Raw genomic sequence first — 22,373 nt, forward strand, 5'->3', positions numbered from 1 at the left:
GATGGGTCATTCCATTCACATTCGTTCAGCGAACCGAACCGTATCGCCTAGTGATGGCCAGACAATCCTCGCTTCCGCTCTCGATGCGGGTATCGCCTACCCTCATGGTTGCCGCTCCGGGCGCTGCGGTGCCTGCAAGTCGCGTCTCGTCGAAGGTGAAGTCGAGTTGCTACCGCATACGCCTTTCGCTCTGACGGAGCAGGAGCGCCAACAGGGCCTGATCCTCGCCTGCCGCGCCGTTCCGGTTACATCGGGAGAAGTGCTGTGGCTTCAGGACGACGCAGATTCTGTTGTGCATCCGGTCGTCGATCTCAAGGCGCGCATCATCGACATCGTGGATGCAACCCATGACATAAAGCGGATCCGCATGACTGCCGAGGACGGCACTTTCAGTTTCTCGGCCGGACAATATGCGCGGTTGACTTTCCCTGGCGCTCCGGCGCGAGACTATTCAATGGCGAGCCATCCGAAAGTTGAAGAGATCGAGTTCCACATTCGCCGTGTGCCGGAGGGGCGAGCCAGTTCTCATATCGCAACCTCCGCAGATGTCGGCGACATCGTGCGCGTGGAGGGGCCGTTCGGCAGTTCGTATCTGCGAGAACGACATACGGGTCCTATCGTCTGCGTGGCGGGCGGGTCCGGTCTGGCGCCGATCCAATCAATTGTCGAGACAGCCCTGTCGCGCGGCATGCGACAACCGATCAAGATCTACTTCGGAGCTCGGACCGAAAAGGATTTATACCAGCTCGACCTGTTCGCGAAGTTCGAACTCAGCCATGCCAATGTTCGCTTCATCCCGGTTCTGTCGGCTCCATCAGGTCCGACGGTTCGCCGCATCGGGCTCGTGTCGGAGGCGATGGTACAGGACCTTGCCGATTGTGATGGATGGAAGGCCTATGTAGCGGGCCCACCCGCCATGGTGGAGGCGGTCGGCGCCGTTCTCGCCGAACGGGGCTTGCGAGTCGACGACATACATGCCGACGTTTTCTTTACACCCGATTCAGTGCCTGCCGCCTAATCAGACATTGCTGCCAGGAAATGTGCCATGAACATCGGACAAGCCGCCGAGTCGTCGGGCGTATCCGCCAAAATGATCCGCTATTATGAATCCATCGGACTGATCGCGAAGACCGCTCGGACCGCTGCCGGATATCGCGTGTACTCGAACAACGACGTTAACACCCTAGGCTTCATCCGAAGAGCTCGAGACCTTGGCTTCTCCGTGGAGCAGATTACCGAATTGGTGTCGTTATGGCGGGATCGGCAGCGGGCAAGCACGGACGTGAAGCGTATAGCCCTCGAACATGTCGCTCTTCTGGAAACGAAAGCGCGTGAGTTGCAGGAAATGGCCTCCACGCTCCGGCATCTCGCGAAGAGCTGCCACGGTAACGAGCGGCCCGACTGCCCGATCATCGAAGGACTGGCGGATAGTAACGGTCTTCATGCAGTCAATCCGCGACTCAAGCCGCGCTTCGGGACGACAGGCCTACAATCTGCGAACCGGGCGAAGACCGCGATCTGAGCCGCCCGAGGATCGCCCGGATGAGGGCAGAGATTTCTGCGCTTGACCTTACCACCGTTGGAAGCCGCAGCATTCGATTCGCCAACACCCCGGCAGGAGGAACAAGAGATGTGCGGCTGCTCAACCCATGAAATCACGGAGCCCGTGCAGATGAAGCAGATAAAGAATGCCGATCTGACGCTGCGGGTCGATGACATGACCTGCGGCCATTGCGCCGGCACGGTCAAGAAGGCAGTTGAGTCGGCGTTGCCTGGAACACAGGTCGATGCGGACCCCTCTTCGAAGCTGGTGACGATCCGGGGCACGGTCAACCTGTCGGCTGTGAAGGCCATTGTCACGGAAGCCGGGTACACGCCTTCCGAATCCGCTTGATCGACGGACAACACGGGCGAGGCGACCGGAAAGCTGCATATCCTTCGGGGCTGTCTTGCCGAACTGGTTCCTTCATGACACAAATTCGAATCTGACGAACGGAGACTTTCTTTGCGCCTGACGGGCCTCATCATCGCTGCTCTGTTTGCCATCGCCGCGGGGATCCTCACGATCTCCGCGCCGCACGGGCGCGCACCGACAGGTCAATATGCCGTCTCGACATCCATCGACAGCCATGGGAACCATGTGCGCGCGAGCACGGAGATGGGCCATGGCGGCCAATCCATGCTTCATGATCGCGCGTCTGCTCAAGCGGACTGCGATCCTCCCGTCTCAGGTTTCCAAAAGGGCACCGGCACCGAGTGCTGCAACATGGGCGCCTGTCATGCCGTCCAGGTTTTCGCCGCGCCCGTGATCCCTTTACCCTTCGGGTCGGCCGTGACCATCCTTATGGAAGGCGACGAGCAGGTGGAGGGCACCATCCCCGGGGGCCCCGACAGGCCACCGCGAATCGTCTGATTCAGACGCGGGCGATCAAGTCCGCACGAACCGGCGCGCCTGCTCCTGAGAGCCAGCTGCGACCGTCCTGAAGCTCGAACCGGTCACTTTTCCCAGAACGCGATCAGACCGTCAGGCTCGTGATGGATGGACTCAGGGTCCACCAAGCACCTCGCCTTGTCTCTGAACAGCGTTGGGGGAGGTCCGCCCGGAGATAGATCCCATGATCAGACTCTTTTCCCTGCCGGCGCTCGGTCTGGGCTTGGCTGCCTGCGTGCCTTCCCACCACCCCTCCTACCTCGTGTCGGCGGCCGATCCTGCCGTCGGCACTCGCCCCCCGGCCTACTCCTCCGTCACCGCCGGCATCCGCGGTTACGACGTCGTCGAGCCCCTTGACTGGCGCGAACTGAACCGGCGCGTCGGCCCGCAGGGCGATCCCGAGCGGGGCGACTCGGACGACGCCGCGCGACGGGGACGCTAGGCGATGACACACACACTAGTTTCACCCGCCGGCACAGCGACAGCACGGCAGGGCACGCGCAAGGACAATAACGCGATGAAACACAACGGGGGCAGTAGCCGGGCAAGGCCGCGACTTAAGCTGCTTGCCAGCGTGGCCGCCACGATCTTCCTGGGCGGCTGCGTGTCCTTCTCACAGGACGCAGGGCTCTCTGTCGCGCAGACGGTCGCCTACACCGAACTCAACAAGGATGTCGGTAAGATCACGAACGAGGCCGAGGCCATAGGGGCTCAGCAGCGGGTCGAGGAGCTTCTGCGGCGCCCGCTCACGCCGGACGCGGCCGTCCAGATCGCATTCCTGAAGAACAGGGGTCTGCAGGCGGCCTTCAATGACCTCGGCGTGTCCGAGGCCACCTACGTTCAGGCCAGTCTGCCCCCCTCGCCGCGAGTCGTCCTGGGACGAAGCGGCCTTCTGGGCGGCGCGTCCTTCGAGGTCGAGCGGCAGCTTCTGATAGGATTGTTCGAGCTCGCGACCCTGCCGCAGCGCTCGGCTGTGGCCCAGCAGCAGTTCCGCGCCGCCCAGTTCCGGACGGCCGAGGCCGTGTTGAGCCTCGGCGCCGAGGCACGGCGCCAGTACTACCGGGCCATTGCCGCGAACCAGCGGGTCGCCTTCATGCAGCAGGCGCTCGTCACGGCGGAGACGGCTTCCGAGCTGGCCAAGCAGCTCGGTGAGACCGGCGCCCTCAACAAGCTGGAGCAGGCCCGCGAACATGCCTTCTACCAGGAGATCGGGGCCCAATTGGCCCAAGCTCGCATCGACCAGAAGGTCGAGCGCGAGCGCCTGATCCGTCAGCTCGGCCTGTGGGGCCGAGACATCGACTTCAGCCTGCCGGGCAGCCTGCCATCGCTGCCGTCCCGGCTGGCGAGCCTGAAGGACGTCGAGAGCGAAGCCTTGTCCCGGCGCGTGGACCTGCAGGCCATGCGCAACGACCTGAACGCCGTCGCGGGACAGTACAGCCTTGACGTCGTCAACAGCGTCGTCAGCGACATCGAGCTGGTCGAGGGATCGAACTTCGGAAAGAACAAGGTCATCAACCAGGAAGGTCAGGTCGAGGTCGAGAAAGAGAAGACCCGGATCAGGGGGATCGAGGCCTCCTTCACGATCCCGATCTTTGACTTCGGCGAGTCGACCCGGCGGGGTGCCCAGGAAGCCTACATGGCCGCAGCGAACCGGTTGGCGGAGCGAGCGGTCAACGTCCGGTCCGAGGCGCGCGAAGCCTACGTGGTTTACCGAGGCAAGCACGACCTTGCCCGCCACTATCAGAGCCGGGTCCTGCCCCTGCAGAAGAGGATCCAAGACGAGGCCCTGCTCCAGTACAGCGGCATGCTTGTCGATGTGAGCCAGCTCATCATCGACGCCCGCACCCGCATCTTGAGCAACGTCGACGCCATCAACGCCCGCCGCGACTTCTGGATCGCCGCCACCGACCTTAAGGCCGCCCTGGTCGGCGGTCTGGCCGGCGGTGGCGCAAGCGGAGGCGAAACGACTACGGCTGCGGCCGGTGGGGAAGCTGCCGCCGGCGGACACTGAACATCGAGAGGAGTTATCCAATGACCGTATCGCGAAGAGGTTTCCTCGGCGCCGGGGGATTGGCCCTCGCCGGAGCCACCATGGTCAGCGGGCGCACGCAGGCGGCGAGCCTGCCCGAGGCGCCTACCATGACCGAAGCCACGATGCAGCCGCCGCTTTATCCGAAGAGCGGACCGGACTATCAGCCGGTCGTCACCCTCAACGGCTGGACCTTGCCCTGGCGGCAGAGCGGCGATTGGAAGGAGTTCCATCTCGTCGCCGAGCCCGTCGTGCGCGAGATGGCACCCGGCATGAAGGCGCACCTGTGGGGCTACAACGGTCAGTCGCCGGGACCGACCATCGAGGCGGTGCAGGGCGACAAGGTCCGCATCTTCGTCACCAACAAGCTACCGGAGAACACGGCGGTGCACTGGCACGGCCAACTCCTGCCCAACGGCATGGACGGGGTAGGCGGCCTGACCCAGCCGCACATCCCACCGGGCAAGACCTTCGTGTACGAGTTCATCTGCCAGAAGTCCGGCACCTTCATGTATCACCCGCACTCGGACGAGATGGTACAGATGGCAATGGGCATGATGGGCTTCTTCGTCGTGCATCCGCGAGATCCGGTCGAGCGCCGCGTCGACCGCGACTTCGTGTTCCTGCTCAACGCCTTCGATATCGAGGCCGGCTCGTACGTGCCCCGGGTCAACGAGATGACGGACTTCAATCTCTGGTGCTGGAACACGCGCGTGTTCCCTGGCATCGACCCGCTCGTGGTGCGTCAGGGCGACAAGGTTCGTATCCGGTTCGGCAACCTGACCATGACCAACCACCCGATCCACATGCACGGCTACGACTTCAAGGTAACGGGCACGGACGGCGGCTGGGTGCCGGAGACGGCGCAATGGCCCGAGGTTTCCGTCGACGTGGCGGTCGGCCAGATGCGCGCCTTCGAGTTCGTGGCCGACGCGCCGGGCGACTGGGCGATCCACTGCCACAAGTCGCACCACACGATGAACGCCATGGGCCATGACGTGAAGACCTACATCGGCGTCAACATGAAGAAAACCGCGCCCGCCATCAAGAAGGTTGCGCCCGGCTACATGCCTATGGGCTCAACCGGGATGGGCGAGATGGGCTCGATGGAGATGCCTTTGCCCGACAACACCCTGCCGATGATGACGGGCTTTGCCCAGTTCGGTCCCGTCGAGATGGGCGGCATGTTCTCGGTCGTGAAGGTGCGCCCCGGCTTGGCGGCCGACGATTACAAGGATCCGGGCTGGTACAAACACCCGGAGGGTACTGTCGCGTACGAATGGACGGGCGGGAAACTTGCCGAACCGGCCCGTGCGACACCGTCCGACAGTGGCGTGAAGGCTGCGGAGTTCCGCGCCGTCGATCCACGGAAACGGCCCGCCCGGACCTCAGGCGGCCATAGCAATCACTGATCCCACAGGGACCGACTCCGAAGGAGCAATCGATGAAGATGCGCCCATCCACTCTCATGACCACCGCTGTGGCGCTGGCCCTCTCAACCACGCTGACACTGGCCGAGCCTGGCGAGGCCGGCCACAGTCACAAGTCCTTCGCGACCGGTGAACCGGGCGATCCGAGGAAGCCCGTCGCCCGCACCATCGAGGTCGCCATGAAGGAGCTCGAGGACGCCAGGATGCTGTTTGATCCCAACAAGGTCGAGATCAAGCGCGGTGAGCAAGTGAGGTTCGTGCTCAGGAACCAGGGATCGGTCGATCACGAGTTCATGCTCGACACGGTCGAACGCAACGCCAAGCACAAGATCGCCATGGAGAAGAACCCGGACATGGAGCACGACGACCCGAATGGGAAGCGGCTCGCGCCGAAGGGATCCAACGAGATCGTCTGGCGCTTCACCAAATCCGGAACCTTCGAATTCGCCTGCCTGATCCCGGGCCACTACGAGTCCGGCATGCACGGCACCGTCGTCGTCAAGTGACGGTGCTCTTTCCTCACACCCCAAGATAGGAGTCTTAAAATGAAGCGTATCAATATCAGTCTGATCGCAGCCCTGAGCCTCTCCGGCATGGCTTTCGCGCAGAACCTGCCGCTTGTCTCCGGCACGGTAGAGAAGGTCGACACCGCACAGAACAAGATCACGATCGACCATGGTCCGATCAAGAACCTCGACATGGAAGCCATGACCATGGTGTTCCGCGTGCAGGATGCAGCCCTGCTGAAGGACATGAGAGCCGGCGACAAGGTTCAGTTCACGGCCGACCGCGTGAACGGCCAGCTCTCCGTCACTTCGATCAAGAAGGGCAAGTAAGGTCCGAGCCGCCCCGCACAGATGTTCAGCATTACAGGTGCGGGGCGAACCGCTCATTTCGGGAGAACCTCATGAAACGCTTGATTGCCCCCCTCATTGCTGTCGGAGCCATGGCTACCGTAACCATCGCTGGAAGTACCGATGCCTCGCAGGCTCAGCCCGCCAGGGGGACGCCGGCGGCCTACGAACGTGTCCGCGAGGTCATGGACGACCGCTTCAAGGACATGAAGCTCAGCGGCGACCCCGACAAGGATTTCGCGGCGCTCGCGATTGCCCATCATGAGGATCTGATCTTTCTCGCCCGAACCCAGTTGGAGCATGGCGCGGATGAGCAGCTCCGCCGCCTTGCGCAGAAATTCGTCGACGAGCAGCAGAAACAGATCAGCGAACTGAAGGAATGGCAGGTCCGTAACCGTCGGCCCGACTACCGGGCACGACTTGATCAGCCGCCGCACGGATCCGGACCGCTCGATGGAACGGCAGCACCAACGCCTGAATCACAGCTTCAAGCCGCGGCTCCGGCACAGCCCACGGCGCAGCCGGCATCGAAAGACTTGCCGATGGTATCCGGAATGGTGGAGAAAGTTGACGCGGCAGCGGGAAAGGTCACGATCGACCATGGGGCGATCCCTAATCTGAACATGGACGCCATGACGATGGTGTTCCGCGTCCAGGATCCTGCCCTCCTCCAGGGCGTTAAGGAAGGCAACAAGGTGCAGTTCCAGGCCGACCGCGTGAACGGCCAGATCAGTGTCGTCAGGATCCAGAAGCAGAGATGACCAGGATCCGCGGCCATGCGTTGCCTTGAATTAACGCCGCAATGAGCAGCCGCCGATCATCCGATGTTTGGAGCGACTTGACCTTCCCACGATAGGAAGCTCGAGCATTCACCGCAACGTATCAGGCGAGGTGAGCCATGTCCGATAAGCATACTGTCGACCGCCAGTCCCACGATGGGCATCATCATGCTCTCCATGCCCATGGCGACCATACTCAACACCGTCATCATCCCGATCCAGCGGCGGATGCCCGAAAGGTGAAGGATCCGGTCTGCGGGATGGTGGTCGATCCGAATGAAACCAAGCACCGGGCCCAGTACCAAGGCAAGCTGTATCACTTCTGCTCCGCGGGCTGCCAATCGAAGTTCATGGCCGAGCCTGCCGGATATATCTCGCCACAACCTGCGATGAAGGCGGAAGCAATCCTCGAAGGCACGATCTATACTTGCCCGATGCATCCCCAGATCCGCCAGGCCGAACCCGGCTCCTGTCCAATCTGCGGCATGGCGCTCGAACCTGTCCTCACCACTGCCGAGACAGGCCCAAGCCACGAACTCATCGACATGAGGCGCCGCTTCTGGATCAGCCTTATCCTGTCACTCCCCGTGGTGGCCCTTGAGATGGGCGGCCACCTCACGGGCTTGAGCCATTACATCAGCCAGCAGACCTCCAACGGGATTCAGATGCTTCTCGGCACCCCAATCGTGCTCTGGGCGGGCTGGCCCTTCTTTGTCCGCGGCTGGCACTCTCTCGCTACGCGCAGCCTGAATATGTTCACGTTGATCGCAATGGGCACTGGGATAGCCTGGATCTACAGCATGGTCGCCACGCTCGCGCCCAACGTCTTTCCGGCAGCCTTCCAAGGCCCTGACGGCGCAGTGGCGGTCTATTTCGAGGCGGCGTCCGTGATTACGGTTCTCGTCCTACTCGGGCAGGTGCTCGAATTACGCGCCCGAGAGAGTACAAGCGGCGCAATCCGCGCCCTGCTCGACCTCGCGCCCAAGACGGCCCGCAAGATCATGCCGGACGGCTCGGAGCAAGAGGTCCAGCTTGACACCGTGCAAGTCAGCGACCGTTTGCGTATACGCCCCGGCGAGAAGATCCCCGTTGATGGCGCCGTGATAGAAGGGCGCAGTGCTGTCGATGAATCCATGGTTACCGGAGAGTCGATGCCGGTGACCAAAGAGATGGGTGCCACAGTGATCGGTGGTACGATGAACCAGTCCGGCGCGCTTGTCATCGAGGCCCAAAAGATCGGCCGCGACACCATGCTGTCGCAGATCGTGCAACTTGTAGCGGAAGCCCAGCGCAGTCGCGCGCCGATCCAGCGCCTGGCTGATCAAGTCTCCGGTTACTTCGTGCCGGCCGTAATCGTGGTATCCATCCTGGCCTTCGGTGCCTGGGCGATATTGGGACCGGATCCGCGTTTCTCTTACGGCCTCGTCGCCGCCGTGGCGGTCCTGATCATCGCCTGCCCGTGCGCACTGGGTCTTGCGACGCCGATGTCGATTATGGTCGGCGTCGGGCGGGGCGCTCAGGCAGGCGTATTGATCAAGAATGCCGAAGCGCTGGAGCATATGGAGAAGGTCGACACACTGGTCGTCGACAAAACTGGAACGCTCACAGAAGGCAAGCCGTCCGTCACGGCAATCGCGCCAGCTTCAGGCTTCACCGAAGAGGAAGTTCTGCGCTTTTCCGCCAGCGTCGAACGCGCAAGCGAGCATCCGCTCGCCATCGCCATCGTGGCCGCCGCCGAGAAGAGGAACATTGCAATCGCTCAAGTCAGCGATTTTGACTCACCGACGGGCAAGGGTGCCCTCGGAACGGTAGAAGGCAAGCGCATCGTGCTTGGCAACAAGACATTCCTGGCCGAACATGACATTGACGTCTCTCCCTTAGCGGAACAGGCGGACAAGTTGCGTGAGGACGGCGCCACGGCAATCTTCGCCAGCATAGACGGGCGTGTGGCAGGCGCCATCGCCATCGCCGACCCGGTCAAGACGTCGACGCCGGAGGCCCTGGCCGGCCTGAGAGACGAGGGCATTCGGGTGGTGATGCTCACTGGCGACAACTGGACGACAGCTAAGGCGGTCGCCCGCCGGCTCGGAATTGACGACGTGGAAGCGGAGGTTCTGCCTGACCAGAAAAGCGCAGTGGTTCAGCGCTATAAGGCTGCCGGACGCGTGGTCGCCATGGCTGGCGACGGCGTTAACGATGCACCGGCTCTTGCCGCGGCGGATGTCGGCATTGCGATGGGGACCGGCACCGATGTCGCGATGGAGAGCGCAGGCATTACACTGCTCAAGGGCGACCTGACGGGGATCGTACGGGCGCGGCGTTTGTCTCAGGCGACAATGCGCAACATCCGCCAGAACCTGTTCTTTGCTTTCATCTACAATGCGCTTGGTGTACCCGTCGCGGCTGGCGTTCTCTACCCATTTTTTGGCATCCTGCTGTCGCCGATCATCGCGGCAGCCGCCATGGCATTATCGTCGGTGAGTGTAATCGGCAATGCCATCCGCCTGCGGACCGTGAGGCTCTAAACCATGGGGCGCCCACTCAAAGCTGCGCCTGACACTCTAGCATTCTGGCTGGACAAGCAGCTCGCCGTTGTCCAGCCATCTCCAAGGATCGGTTACGGCGGGCTGGCATCAAGGGCCTAAGGTTTGGTAGAATCGCTCAGGATACACGGAAATGAATGACTTATAAGCCCGTCTGTGCCATTACTGGATAGCTTGTTGGTAGTGCTCATCATTGCGTCTTTAGGTTGGATTCTTATACTTCTCCTGGATGCCCTGTGTTCATCTTTTGACGTATCATACGAGCCACGATGCATCTGTTCACACCGAGCCCATAGACATCACCACGGCCGACTCAGATTCTCTTCGGCGCTGCGCAAATTCGGCAAGCGATCATCGACACTCCGGGCTACTTCAAGCGTTGCCCGGTGCCGAACGACCGCGAAGGCCCTAACGGCCATCGCCGCATCACCATGCAATGCATGACGCGGGGAAGATAATTCCCCAGGAATCCGAGAAACCGGCCGCGAAACTAGCGTGCGCGTCGAGGCTCATTAGTGGGCAACAGTTTGGAACTGGCACGGCGCACCGCCTTGGACGAACTCGGGCTGGCCGAATGCCCCTTGCCTTAGCGGCATGCTGGAAGCGCTCCGCTTTCGTGTCTGACGGCGTCAACCTCCCGGCCAGCAGGCTTCAGCGATAGCGACACGCTGTTCCCTTCATTGCCTTATGGACCCAATCCAGTTGTTGCGCGGAAGGCAATGCGCGCGATCAATCGAACCAGATTACTTTAAATGTTGACCTCCACATCTAGAAGCGGAGCATATTGCTGTGCCCCGAAAATATCTGAGTCTCCCGCGCTCCCGCTCGGGCGGCGCCGGAAGATCGTGAACTTAATGGCGCAGGCCGGATCGTATTCGACGAAATCGGCGATGCGGCTTTCCTCGATTCTATAGAGCTTCGCCACTGCCGTTGGCGTGAGCACCTTACTCCGCAGGACCTGCTCGTAGATGTTCCGGTCAGTGAAGATGATGTCGAAGGTGATCTTATCGACGCCGGCATTTTTGCTGCGAATGGTTTTTGCGAGGTCTGACAGCTTTTTCATGAAGAATATCCTCAAGCGCCGATCGTGACGGTGTGGATCGGGAAGAGTTCGATCGGATCGTCGACGGCAAGCGTATGGTTTACCGTCCAGCGATAGGCGGGAGATGCTTTCAGGACTTCATCCAGCACGAAGGCGACACCGCCAGCCGTTCCCTTCACGTCGGGCAGGCGTGCATAGAAGAGTTGGCGCGTCCCGGTCATACAGACTTCCTCGGCCATTTTTTCTGTCGGAGCGACGCCTTGCACGATGATACAGAGTTCATGGGCCGGTGTTTTTACGGGCTCGAGCTCTCCCATCACGCCGTTCTTGCCATAAACGCCGTAGTGCAGCTCGTAGCCCGATTGGCCGAAGCGCTCGAAAACCTGCGCCTGTGCCCAGGCAATGACCTCGTCGATGTGTGCGATGGTATAGGGATCCCGAACCGAGGCGATGCCAATGAAGCGCTCACCGACCTTGCCCGCGCCTTCGAGCTTGACGCGAGTCCGCTCCGCGGGAACGAAGCGCTGCCCCGTGACGCGTGTCGTGCGCGGATCGATCTGCTCATAATGGCAATCCCGCATGTCCAGACGCCCTCCTGCGACGAACTCGTCGTAAGGGTTCGAACGCTCATACATCGCATGTCCCGCCACTGACGCGATGGTGCAGCGCTGATCGGGGTGCATGGCCGTCACCGTCACGCCACTGCCGTTCACCGCGCCGAGAACGGTTTCCTTCGCACCATAGGGCTCGGCACAGAAAGAAGCGCATTCGAGAACCTTGCCGAGGTAATAGGCATCGGCCTCGCTCGTGCCGCGGTGAAGAGCGGCGGCCGCAAAGATTGCACAATCGCTCGATCGGCCCCCGATGATGACGTCGCACCCCTCCTCCAGCAACTTGCGGTAGGGATGAACGCCCGCCATGGCAACGATCCGGTCCGTCGAGTCGAGTTCGGATTGCGTGAGCGGATCGCGTCCGTCGAGGCCGAGCACGGGCTCGTCGCTTCCAATGGCCCCGCGCACCCTCTCCCTGTCAACCTCCGAGTAGAAGTAGCCGAGCTTGAAAGGCGCAAGGCTGTGCTTCTTCGCAAGCTCCCGGATGATAGCAACGTACCGATCAACCCGGCTGTTCGTTCCCGTGTCGCCAGCGGAGCCGATGATCATCGGAACGTTGATCCGGCGTGCGGCCAGGAGCATGGCCTCCAGGTCCTGGCGCTGCCAAGCCTCCGGCGATGTGGACGTGTCCGTCCCAAGAGGAACCGGGCCGATGTCGTCACTCCCGGAATCCGCCGCGATGAAATCCGGCTCTGCCGCCACGCCGCGCTGGAAGCTATCGGGCTTGAGAGGGGCAAAGCCCAAATGACCATTCGGGCAAATGATTTTGATGGACGGCATGATAGGCGTTCTCCGGTAAGCGTCACAGCGCGACGATCAGGGTTAAGCAAGCACCATGCCAAGAAGACAAACCTAAGATAATGTCTTGTAATGCAATGACAATTTTCGCAGCCGTGACGCAGGTCACCGCCCGGAATTTTCAGGATTTGCGGCTTCCACGCATGGATGCGCGGGATACGCGCGCTCAGGTGATGTCGAGCTTCAGCATTTGGTGTCGCAGGGCATGGCGCGAGAGCCCCAAGCGCGTCGCCGCTTCAGTCAGGCTGCCATTGGTCGCCGCCAGCATGTGGCGAATGAGCTTGATCTGGAAAGCCGTAGTCGCTTCATAGTAATCGACATTGCCCTTGGCGATCGCCTCCCTGATCTCGGGTGGCTGCTCGGTCTTCTCGCCCTCCTTGATGTCCCGCAGGATGCGGGCGGGCAGATGCTTCACCATGATCGTATTCTCATCCTCGAGAATGAAGATGCGCTCGAGCAGGTTCTCCAGTTCCCGCACGTTTCCAGGCCAGCGATACCGCCGGAAAACATCGGCCGCATCGATGTCCAGACCCCGGATGACGCGTCCGTAGCGGCTGGAGAGGCGGCGGAGAAAATGATCGGTGAGCACGAAGATGTCCTCACCCCGCTCTCGTAGGGGCGGAACATTGATGGCGACGACTTGCAGCCGATAGTAAAGATCCTCCCGAAACCGGCCTGCATTCACCTCGGACAGGAGAATTCGGTTCGTAGCGGCGATGAAACGTACGTCGACCTCGACTGGATTGATCGCTCCGACGCGACGCAGGCGTTGCGTATCGAGTACGGTCAGCAACTTCGCCTGTATGACAAGGTTCATGTCGCGGATTTCGTCGAGGAAGATCGACCCGCCGTTTGCGGCCTCGATCAAACCGGATTTCCGGGAAATCGCCCCGGTGAACGCCCCCTTCTCATGCCCGAACAACTCGGATTCGAGCAATTGATCGGGAATGGCAGCGCAGTTGACATCGATGAACTCCTGCGATCTTCGAGGCGATTGCTGGTGCACCAGCCGGGCGATCAGACCCTTGCCCGTACCGGTTTCTCCATAGATGAGGACGGCGCGTGCCGCACTCCTGGCGACACGATCAATGAGGCGCCTGACTTCGAGAATCGAGACATGTTCGCCGATCAAGCCTGCTTCGTAGGCCACGCTGGTCCACCCAGGTTAGGGCCTTCTCAGACGAAGTGGACCCCAGTTCGCCGTCCAAAAAGGCACAGAAACAAAGGAATCCGGAGCTGCTTGCGGTGATGGATCCGTAAGTGGCTCTAGGGCCGGCACTCGAAGGAACTCCACTGGCCGGCACAGGGTTCACGGGATGAAAAGTAAAGGCGAAGCTCGGCTGGTGCAAATATGGAACAGGATATCGTCCTCGCATCGCCATCCTGGCCGTGGCGGCACAAGGCCTCACGGCCGTCCTCCGCGTGATATCCCATCAGAGCGGCAATCTCGGAGAGAGGCGGGCAATCGTTCTGGCCTCCAAGCCACGCCTCGATCCGAGCATAACGCCCTCTCGTGCTGACCGCCATGGGATCGCTTGGCGCCGGGAGCCACGAGGGAGCGCATGCCGAAGACATGAAATGGTTCGTCCGCACCACGTAGGGACCGGTCTGGATGGAAAAGGCCTTGTGCCCCAGTTCGACCGCCGCGCAATCTCCCGACGCGTCCGTCATGACGATCGTTCCTCCACCGGCATGCGGGGTCTCGGCGATGAGTTCCAGGGCCTCTTCCACGGAACCGCAGTTCCAAAGAAGACGGGTCATGAGGAAGTAGCGCAGAAGACCCGGACCGTGATCGCTCGTCGAGACATGGGTATCCACAAGGGCGAGGCCGTGCGCGTTCAAGCCGCTGGAAAATGCCCCTGGACTGCCGAGACTTCCGACACAGAGAATCGCCCTGCCCGGCCTCTCCGGATCACGATGGAGAAAAACCCTCTGCAGCAGGGCGTGCTCGCCGCGATAATCGCGATTCTTGACGAGGACAGGCCTACTCGTCGGTGAGGCTCCCCAACTCCAGGCGGAGCAGCCATCCGTCGCGAAGTCGGCAAGAACTCCGAGGTGCAGATAGGCGAGGATGCTATCGAAGCCTCGGTCAAAACCGTCCGCGATGCCGCGCACCTCCGCTGTGGATTCTGGATCGAGGAACTCGAGCAGGCGTGCCTGCTCATCGAGGAAGGCCCGTACGGACGGCTTTTCCAATAAGGGGCCTGCCTGCGCCAGACGCGTATCGATGGCACTTTGCACGGCGTCACGGAGCAGCTCGCCGCAGCGAGCCTGCATCCGTCCGCGCATGTAGGAGTCACCGGTCAGGAGAACGGGAGAAGCAGGTTCGACTTTCATCAGGATGCACTCACCAGGTGACAGGCTGCCTTCATGTCCCCTCCAACATCGCGAAGAACGGGGATCTCATGACGGCAGGGTTCGATGGCAAAGGGGCAGCGCGTATGGAACTTGCAACCGGGAGGCGGCGCCAAGGGAGAAGGCAGATCGCCCGTGAGCTTTACCCTCTCACGCTTCTCTGCCGCGTCGATCTGCGGTACAGCCGAGAGGAGAGCCTTGGTGTAAGGGTGTTTCGGCGCCCTCAACACCTCGCGGCTCGGGCCCATCTCGACGATATCGCCCAGGTACATCACGGCAATGCGATCGCTCACATGGCCGATGACTCCGATGTCGTGCGAGATGAACAGGTAGGTCAGCCCCAGCTCGCGCTTGAGCGATCCTAAGAGGGCGATGATCTGCGCCTGGATCGAAACATCGAGAGCCGAAACCGGCTCGTCGCACACGACGAAGGTCGGATTGAGGATCAGGGCCCTGGCGATCCCGATACGCTGGCGCTGGCCACCGGAGAACTGATGCGGGAAGCGGCCCAGATGCGCGGCTTTCAAGCCGACGCTTTCGAGCATCGCGACCACGCGATCTCGGATCTCTCCACGTCGGGCAACCCCATGGATGGACAAGGGCAGGCCAACGATGTCCTCGACGGATTTCCGCGGATTGAGGGAGGCATATGGGTCCTGGAAGATGATCTGCATGCGGCGGCGCAGGGCTGTCATCTCTCGATGCGACAGCTTCGTGATTTCGGTGCCTTCGAAGCTGATGCTGCCGGCAGTGGGTTCGTGCAAGCGCAGGACTGTCCGTGCAAGTGTCGATTTCCCACAGCCGGACTCGCCGATGAGGCCAAGCGTCTCGCCCGGCTGGACAGAGAAGCTCACCTTATCGACGGCGCGAAGATCGAGCGCAGGCTGCCGGGCAAGCCTTTGCATGATGCCGCTGTTGAGGTGATAGACCTTTTCGAGATCACGAACGTCAAGAAGAGGGTGGCGCTGCGCATCGCTCATGAGAAGTACTCCTCGGCTCGGATGCAGCGCGCTTGACGGTCGGGCCCGATATCGATCATAGGAATATCGGACCGGCACTGGGGTAATCGGTCGTCGCAGCGATCATGGAAGCGGCAGATTCCGCCGAGCCCGATGAGTTCCGGGACCTGCCCCTCGATCGGCCTGATCGGGGCGTCGAGATCCGATAGGCGCGGAATCAAGCCTATGAGGCCGCGGGTATAAGGATGCTTGGGAAGGCTGATGAGATCGCGGGTCGGACCCGTTTCGACGACTTGGCCAGCATACATCACCGCGACCCGGTCGGTATGCTCGGCCACGACGCCGAGATCGTGCGTGATGAGAACCACGCTCATGCCGAGCTCACGGCGAAGATCCCCGATCAGGTCGAGCACCTGCGCCTGGATCGTCACATCGAGCGCAGTTGTCGGCTCGTCCGCGATCAGTAGCTTCGGGCGGCACGACAGGGCGATGGCGATCATGATGCGCTGGCGCATTCCGCCCGAGAACTGGTGCGGGTAATCGTCAATCCGCTTGTCGGGAGCTGGAATGCCGACAAGCCGGAGCATCTCGATCGCACGTGCCCGTGCGGCCTCCCGGCGTCCCGTCCGGGGTAGATCCGTGGTATGGGCGAGCAGGACCTCCTCGATCTGCTCCGCAACCGTGAGGGCCGGATTGAGCGCAGTGAGCGCGTCCTGCATCGTCATGGAGATGTCGCGACCCCGGAGGCGCCGCCACTTCTCAGCGTCGAGATGCCTCAGATCAATGCCATCGAAGCGGATCGTCCCCTCGGCAACATAGCCCGGCGAACGCACGAGGCCGATGACGCTGGCGAAGGTCACGCTCTTCCCCGAGCCGCTCTCGCCCACGATGCCGAGGCACTCGCCAGGATAGAGATCGAGATCGACCCCGTCGACGGCCGTTACCAGACCTGCGCGGGTGGGAAAGCAAGTCTTGAGGTTGCGGATCGAGAGGAGAGGCTCCGGCATCTCAATCACTGAACTTCGGGTCAAAAGCATCGCGAAGGCCCTGGCTTGCCACATTGATCGAGAGGACGAGGATGAGGATGGCGATGCCCGGGAAGGTGCTGACCCACCACGCATCCAGGATGAAGCCCCGTCCGTCCGCCACCATCGATCCCCACGATGCCGTGGGGGGCTGAACACCGATGCCGAGAAAGGACAAGCTTGCTTCCAGGATGATCACGTGCGCCATGCGGATGGTGGAAACGACGATCACCGGCGAGAGAATGTTCGGCAGGATTTCGCGGAACATGATGTGAAGACGCGGCGCGCCGATTGCCCGGGCAGCCTCTACATATTCCATCTCGCGGGCAGCGAGCACCTCGCCGCGAACGACGCGCGCAGGAACGACCCACTCCTTATAGACCAGCGCCAGGATGATGTTCTGCAGGCCGGGGCCCATCATAGCCATCAGGGCGATGGCGAAGATGAGATAGGGAAAGCCGAGAAGAATATCCACGACACGCGAGATCGCGATATCGACCCAGCCACGCATGTAGCCCGCAGCGAGACCGAGCACCGTCCCGATGGCGGTCGCGATGAGGACGACGGCCAGTCCTATGGTGATCGAAACCTGGGAGCCATAGATGATACGAGAAAGGATATCTCGACCGAGCGCATCGCAGCCGAGAAAGTAGCTCCAATCCCCCCCTTCCATCCAGGCCGGAGGCTGGAGGCGGCGCAAAAGATCCGTCTCGTAGGGATCGTGAGGCGCAAACCAGGGCGCCAGAAGCGCCAGCAGGACGAAGATGAGAACGATAATTGCGGCCGATACGGAGAACCCATCGCCGGAGAACCGGCTCAGACTCTGCCATGTGGGCGTCTCTGCACGCTCCGGCACGGTAGCGGGTGCTTGAATGGCGGCACTCACAGGCGAACCCTCGGATTGAGAAGCGTATAGAGGATATCGGCGACGAAGTTCAGCAGTACGTAGGTGACGGCGTAGAGCAGCACGGCTGCCTGCACGAGGGGATAGTTACGAACGAAGATGCTCTCGACGACGAGACGGCCAAGCCCGGGCCAGCCGAACACGGTTTCAACCACCATATTGCCTCCGAGGAGAGAACCGGTCTCGATGGCCGCGACTGTGACGGTGGGCACCAAAGCGTTCTTGAGGGCGTGGCGCCAGAGGATCCGACGGCGCGAGAGCCCCTTGGCCTGGGCGAAGACGATGTAGTCGGACCGCAGCACCTCCAGCATTGCCGCCCTCTGGACACGGGTGAGAACGGCCGCCATGGGCAGTGCCAGCGTGAGCGCGGGAAGGACCAAGTGCGACAGGGCATCGGCGAAACAATCGGGCCGTCCGCGCAACATGCTGTCGATGGTCATCAGCCTGGTGATCGGAGCCACCTCGCAGGCGAAATCCATACGCCCGGAAACCGGCAGCCACCGCATCTGCACGGCGAAGAGAATGATGAGGATGATGCCGAACCAGAAGCCCGGCAGCGAGACGCCAAAAAGCGATCCGATCGCCGCGAGCCTGTCGACGAGGCGATTCTTCTTGACGGCCGCCACCACGCCGAGAGGGATCGAGATCGCGAGAGCCAAAAGCAGCGCCGCGAGCGTCAGCTCTATGGTCGCGGGAAGACGTTCAGCGATGACGTCGAAGACCGGACGGCGGTGGAAGAAGCTCAGGCCGAAATTGCCAGTCAGGGCATTTCCGATAAAGATTCCGAACCGTTCCAGCGCTGGACGGTCCAGTCCCATATCATGGCGGAGCACCTGAGCCTGCTCAGGAGTAGCCTGCTGGTCGGCCAGCATGATCTCCACAGGATCGCCGGGCGTCAGGGCCATCATCACGAAAACGATGACGCTGACGCCGAGGAGAACCGGCAGGAGCTGGACGACACGCCCTATGAGCGCCAACGGTTTCATCGGGCTCTTTCTCCTTGAGCAGGTGGTAGGCCGACGCTTACTTCACGCAGGCGTCATGCAGGTTGATCTTGCTGTCCGCACTTGGCTCCCAGCCGCTGACGCGCTTCGAGACACCATAGATGTCCTGCGGCAGCCACAGGAAGATCCACGGAACGTCCTTATTCACGATCACCTGCGCCTTCTTGTAGAGATCGGCACGCTTGGACTGGTCGAGTTCGACATTGGCCGCATCCAGCAGCGCATCAACGTCCTTGTTGGAATAGAACGCGCTGTTGCCACGATCTCCGGTTTTCAGGGTCGGCACGAAGATATCGGCTGGATCGAGGGAGCCGTTACCCCAAGAGGTGAAGTACATGTCGCCGCTCTTCTCGCCCTTCGGTGCCCACTTCGCCCGAAGTGTCGAGCCTTCACCCACATTCACCTTAGCGCGGATGCCAGCCTTCGTCAGCATCGAGGCGACGGCCTCCGTCATCTCCTTGAAGGCGCCTTCCGAATCGATGGTCACGTCGACACCATTCGGATAACCCGCCTCTGCAAGGAGCTTCTTCGCCTTCTCCGGATCGAAAGCATAGGCGGGAAGATCGGGATTGTAGCCGAACGCATCGGGGCTCATGACGCCGTTTAGGGGAATGGCGGTTCCAAGCAGGACCTTGTCGATGATGAGCGCCTTGTTGATCGCCATGTTGGCGGCTTGGCGCACGCGCGGATCATCGAAGGGCTTCTTCACGTTGTTCAGGGCGACGAAGAACGTGCGCGTGCCGTTGACCTTCATCACTTTCGTGTTCACATTGGCCTCCACCTTCTTCATGTCGAAAGGCGGCAGCTCGTTGATGATATCGACTTCACCCGCGAGGAGAGCGGCGACGCGGGAGGCGTTCTCCGGAATGATGCGGAAGATGGCGCGGTCGACGCAGGCCTTGCCGACAGGCGGGATATCGGTCGCCCCGCCGTAATATCCGTCGAAGCGCTCCATGATGATGGAATCGCCCTTGCGCCATTCCACCAGTTTGAAGGGTCCGGTTCCATTGGTCTGGGTCGCAAGCCCCTGCGACCCGACCTTCTCGGTAAAGGCCTTGCTCACCACTTCTTGGAAGGGAAGCATTGCAGGCAGAATCGGCCATGGCTCGCTCAAGGTGAACCGCACCGTCCGGTCATCGACCTTCGTGATCGTCTTGACTGGGCCGACGAGATCCTTGCGCGGGCTGGTCTGCCCGCCCATGGCGCCGTCCTTGGTGAGGCGCTCGAAGGTAAAGACGATATCGTCCGCGCTCATCGGAGAGCCGTCGTGGAACGTCACCCCCTGCCGGATCGTGAAGTCATAAGTCAGGGGATCGACCTGCCTCCAAGATTCAGCCAGCTCCGGAACGACCTTCATCTTGGCATCGCGGGTCAGGAGGCCATCGTAGATGTTCCGGATGATGGTTTCCGTTTCGCGCTTGCGGTGGTTCGCAGGATCGAGTGTCAGTGCATCGAGGGTAAATCCAACCCGAAGTTCACTTGCAGCCGCATGAACGGACATCGCCGTCGTGAATACGAAAGCTGTGAGTGTGAGAGCTTTGAACATTCTTCCTCTCCATTCCGCGTTCGGTGTTCCCTGAGCTTATGCTTACGCGGACATGGCCAAGTTAGCAAAAATCATGCCAGTCAGAAGAAAAGATAATTCCGAATTCATATCAGCAACTTACCATACTCCGCTCCAAGCGCCTGATATCCTCCTGGCGTGAAAATCCCGCGTGGTGCGCAGATTACACCCATGGTCCGGAGGCGCCTCGTTCCAAGAACCTGGAATCCTATATCCGGCACAACTGTCAAGGCGGACTTACGATCACAGGTATCCCCTATCCTGTTCCCAGGACATAAGGCCACTTCAGAGACAGGTCAGCACGCCTTGTACCTCGTCACCGCAGATAAGCTCACTGGCCCAGCGGCGCATCATGTGCTGGCTGTTGGGGATTGGGCCGATCTTGCTGATCGGACGAACACCATCGGCAGTTCAAGGTCGGAGGCGGAGCGCGCCATGTCTCCAGCAAGGATGCCGAGGCTGCCCGCATAGGTGTGCACCCCGAACCTCAGGGCGATCTCCATGCTGAATTAGGCGATCCAGATTCGCTGCAAATAGCTTTCGATCACCGACACGGCCTTTCCCTCATTCGCGCCCGTCAGCTCGCCGCCGCATAGAGGCGCTCGACATCCTCCCGCCGGCAAAGCTCGGTCCCTGGTGTCATCAATGTCGCGGCGCCCGCGGCCATCCCCAGGCGGACGGCGTGGCGAAGATCGAGGCCCTGTGTCAACCCAAACACGATGGCGCCGACCATGCTGTCTCCCGCCCCGACGGCGCTCCGGACGGGGACCTTGATAGGCCTCAGTCGCTCGGCGCCCTCGCCGGACACAAGAAGGGCCCCCTCCCCGCCGAGGGACACCACCATGACCTCGCAGGCACCCTGTGCAATCAGGCTTCGCGCAGCGGCTGTCTGTGCGGCCTCGTCCGGAAGATCCCGGTCGACCCATTCCCGAAGCTCGCGGAGGCTCGGCTTCAGGAGATACGCTCCCGTGCGCGTTTGACGCAGAGCATCGCCCGATGTGTCGAGCACGAGGCGGGTCCCGAGATGCTTTGCTAGGTCGGCCACCTGCTGAAAGAAACCGGCTGGAACACCGGGCGGCAGGCTGCCGCTGGCGACGATGAACCGGGCACCCTCGGCAAGGCGGGCCAGACGGGCGAGGCAAGCCTGCCACTCCTCTTCGATCAGGTTCGGACCGGGCAACATGAAACGGTATTGCTGGCCGCTCCGCCGCTCATCGACCGTGAAGCTCTCGCGTGTCGTTCCTGCGATCGGGACGCGATAATAGAGAATGTGCTCCCGGTCCAGCAGAGCATCCAGAGCCATCCCGGCGGCCCCGCCGGCGGGAAAGATCGCGAGCGCATCGCCGCCAAGTCTGCGGATCACCCGCGCCACGTTGATACCCCCGCCGCCTGGATCGTATCGCGGTGCCTCGCAGCGGACCTTGTCCGTCGGGAGAACCGCGTCTGCGCTCGTGGCAATGTCCAGCGCGGGATTCATAGTCAGCGTCACAACCTGCGGCATTCGGCGCCTCCTGTGTCGCGCACCGGCGGATCCCGCCAGGACGCGTCCCTTTCAGAATGGACCGCTTCCGGCACAGGCGGAAGACCTGCACCTTCCTCTGGTATGACGGAGCAGGCCATTTCACCCAGGGATCGAAGGGTGTGGAGTTTAAAGAAATCCATTGCTGATCTATGATGGATAGGTCTGCTTCTCTGCGAGAGGGTGCCATGGAACTCAACCCGGCTGCTTTTTCTCTGCCCGCAACACTGGAGCCCGAGCTAGATCGCCCTCGGACCTATTGGAAAGATTGCATCCGTGGGAAGAATGCCATGCCTTTCTCGGACGATGTCGACCTGTCCCAAATTCCCGAGCTCACCAGTCGCACCTTCCTGGTGCAGGTGCTCGAGGCACCGGAACGCTTCCGCCTCCACGTCGGAGAGTATGTGAACTCGCAATACGGTGCCCATTTGAAGGGGAGTTCAAGGACGAGGCTCCGCATCAGGGACCGTTGCAGGAACTGACACAGCAATGCAGCGCGACGCTCGCCCGCTGTGCTCCGACATAT

At 61.5% G+C, this 22,373-nt stretch carries 21 protein-coding genes; 11 read left to right on the forward strand and 10 right to left on the reverse strand.

The genetic code is table 11. The features are described 5' to 3' along the window. The first annotated feature begins 1 nt into the window (after position 1). From H0S73_RS21990 to H0S73_RS22040, 11 genes are all read left to right on the forward strand, one after another. Positions 2-1,018, forward strand: coding sequence for a 2Fe-2S iron-sulfur cluster-binding protein (locus H0S73_RS21990; protein WP_181054129.1), 1,017 nt, complete (start codon positions 2-4; stop codon positions 1,016-1,018). A 27-nt stretch (positions 1,019-1,045) separates the two neighbouring features. Then, positions 1,046-1,522 carry a Cu(I)-responsive transcriptional regulator gene (cueR, locus tag H0S73_RS21995; protein ID WP_181054130.1) on the forward strand — a complete coding sequence of 159 codons (477 nt, stop codon included), beginning with the start codon at positions 1,046-1,048 and terminating at the stop codon, positions 1,520-1,522. 42 nt (positions 1,523-1,564) lie between these two features. Then, a complete protein-coding gene (locus tag H0S73_RS22000) occupies positions 1,565-1,894 on the forward strand; it encodes a heavy-metal-associated domain-containing protein (RefSeq protein ID WP_202049846.1) in 330 nt (109 codons plus the stop codon). Positions 1,895-2,005: 111 nt separating this feature from the next. After that, positions 2,006-2,413, forward strand: a complete 408-nt coding sequence (locus H0S73_RS22005) for a hypothetical protein (protein ID WP_181054131.1) — start codon at positions 2,006-2,008, stop codon at positions 2,411-2,413. 202 nt (positions 2,414-2,615) lie between these two features. After that, complete coding sequence (locus H0S73_RS22010; protein WP_181054132.1) at positions 2,616-2,873, forward strand: hypothetical protein; 258 nt, start codon at positions 2,616-2,618, stop codon at positions 2,871-2,873. A gap of 75 nt (positions 2,874-2,948) precedes the next feature. Beyond that, positions 2,949-4,442, forward strand: coding sequence for a TolC family protein (locus tag H0S73_RS22015; protein ID WP_181054133.1), 1,494 nt, complete (start codon positions 2,949-2,951; stop codon positions 4,440-4,442). A gap of 20 nt (positions 4,443-4,462) precedes the next feature. After that, positions 4,463-5,872, forward strand: coding sequence for a multicopper oxidase family protein (locus H0S73_RS22020; protein WP_181054134.1), 1,410 nt, complete (start codon positions 4,463-4,465; stop codon positions 5,870-5,872). Positions 5,873-5,910: 38 nt separating this feature from the next. Next, positions 5,911-6,396 (forward strand): cupredoxin domain-containing protein, encoded by a 486-nt coding sequence (locus H0S73_RS22025; RefSeq protein ID WP_425488237.1) that lies wholly within the window; start codon positions 5,911-5,913, stop codon positions 6,394-6,396. Positions 6,397-6,435: 39 nt separating this feature from the next. Then, positions 6,436-6,726: a copper-binding protein gene (locus H0S73_RS22030; RefSeq protein WP_181054136.1), complete on the forward strand. Its 291-nt coding sequence runs from the start codon at positions 6,436-6,438 to the stop codon at positions 6,724-6,726. 71 nt (positions 6,727-6,797) lie between these two features. Next, positions 6,798-7,505, forward strand: a complete 708-nt coding sequence (locus H0S73_RS22035) for a copper-binding protein (protein WP_181054137.1) — start codon at positions 6,798-6,800, stop codon at positions 7,503-7,505. Positions 7,506-7,642: 137 nt separating this feature from the next. Further along, positions 7,643-10,048: a heavy metal translocating P-type ATPase gene (locus H0S73_RS22040; protein WP_181054138.1), complete on the forward strand. Its 2,406-nt coding sequence runs from the start codon at positions 7,643-7,645 to the stop codon at positions 10,046-10,048. A gap of 766 nt (positions 10,049-10,814) precedes the next feature. On the opposite strand, the gene H0S73_RS22045 is transcribed toward H0S73_RS22040, so the two are convergent. From H0S73_RS22045 to H0S73_RS22090, 10 genes are all read right to left on the reverse strand, one after another. Beyond that, positions 10,815-11,129, reverse strand: coding sequence for a DUF4387 domain-containing protein (locus tag H0S73_RS22045; protein ID WP_181054139.1), 315 nt, complete (start codon positions 11,127-11,129; stop codon positions 10,815-10,817). 11 nt (positions 11,130-11,140) lie between these two features. Further along, positions 11,141-12,499, reverse strand: a complete 1,359-nt coding sequence (locus H0S73_RS22050) for an acyclic terpene utilization AtuA family protein (RefSeq protein WP_181054140.1) — start codon at positions 12,497-12,499, stop codon at positions 11,141-11,143. 184 nt (positions 12,500-12,683) lie between these two features. Continuing rightward, a complete protein-coding gene (locus H0S73_RS22055; protein ID WP_181054141.1) occupies positions 12,684-13,667 on the reverse strand; it encodes a sigma 54-interacting transcriptional regulator in 984 nt (327 codons plus the stop codon). A gap of 116 nt (positions 13,668-13,783) precedes the next feature. Next, complete coding sequence (locus H0S73_RS22060; protein ID WP_181054142.1) at positions 13,784-14,854, reverse strand: C45 family autoproteolytic acyltransferase/hydrolase; 1,071 nt, start codon at positions 14,852-14,854, stop codon at positions 13,784-13,786. Then, positions 14,854-15,852 (reverse strand): ABC transporter ATP-binding protein, encoded by a 999-nt coding sequence (locus H0S73_RS22065; protein ID WP_181054143.1) that lies wholly within the window; start codon positions 15,850-15,852, stop codon positions 14,854-14,856. The genes H0S73_RS22060 and H0S73_RS22065 overlap by 1 nt, the downstream gene beginning before the upstream one ends. Further along, complete coding sequence (locus H0S73_RS22070) at positions 15,849-16,838, reverse strand: ABC transporter ATP-binding protein (RefSeq protein WP_246389153.1); 990 nt, start codon at positions 16,836-16,838, stop codon at positions 15,849-15,851. Before H0S73_RS22070 ends, H0S73_RS22065 begins: the two co-directional genes overlap by 4 nt. A 1-nt stretch (position 16,839) precedes the next feature. Next, positions 16,840-17,742, reverse strand: a complete 903-nt coding sequence (locus tag H0S73_RS22075) for an ABC transporter permease subunit (RefSeq protein ID WP_181054145.1) — start codon at positions 17,740-17,742, stop codon at positions 16,840-16,842. Continuing rightward, positions 17,739-18,746 (reverse strand): ABC transporter permease, encoded by a 1,008-nt coding sequence (locus H0S73_RS22080; RefSeq protein ID WP_181054146.1) that lies wholly within the window; start codon positions 18,744-18,746, stop codon positions 17,739-17,741. The genes H0S73_RS22075 and H0S73_RS22080 overlap by 4 nt, the downstream gene beginning before the upstream one ends. Positions 18,747-18,783: 37 nt before the next feature. Next, positions 18,784-20,310, reverse strand: coding sequence for an ABC transporter substrate-binding protein (locus H0S73_RS22085; protein WP_181054147.1), 1,527 nt, complete (start codon positions 20,308-20,310; stop codon positions 18,784-18,786). Positions 20,311-20,905: 595 nt separating this feature from the next. Beyond that, a complete protein-coding gene (locus H0S73_RS22090) occupies positions 20,906-21,829 on the reverse strand; it encodes a 1-phosphofructokinase family hexose kinase (protein WP_181054148.1) in 924 nt (307 codons plus the stop codon). Between the last annotated feature and the right edge of the window lie 544 nt (positions 21,830-22,373).

This window comes from Microvirga mediterraneensis (genome assembly GCF_013520865.1).
Taxonomy (GTDB): Bacteria; Pseudomonadota; Alphaproteobacteria; order Rhizobiales; family Beijerinckiaceae; genus Microvirga; species Microvirga mediterraneensis.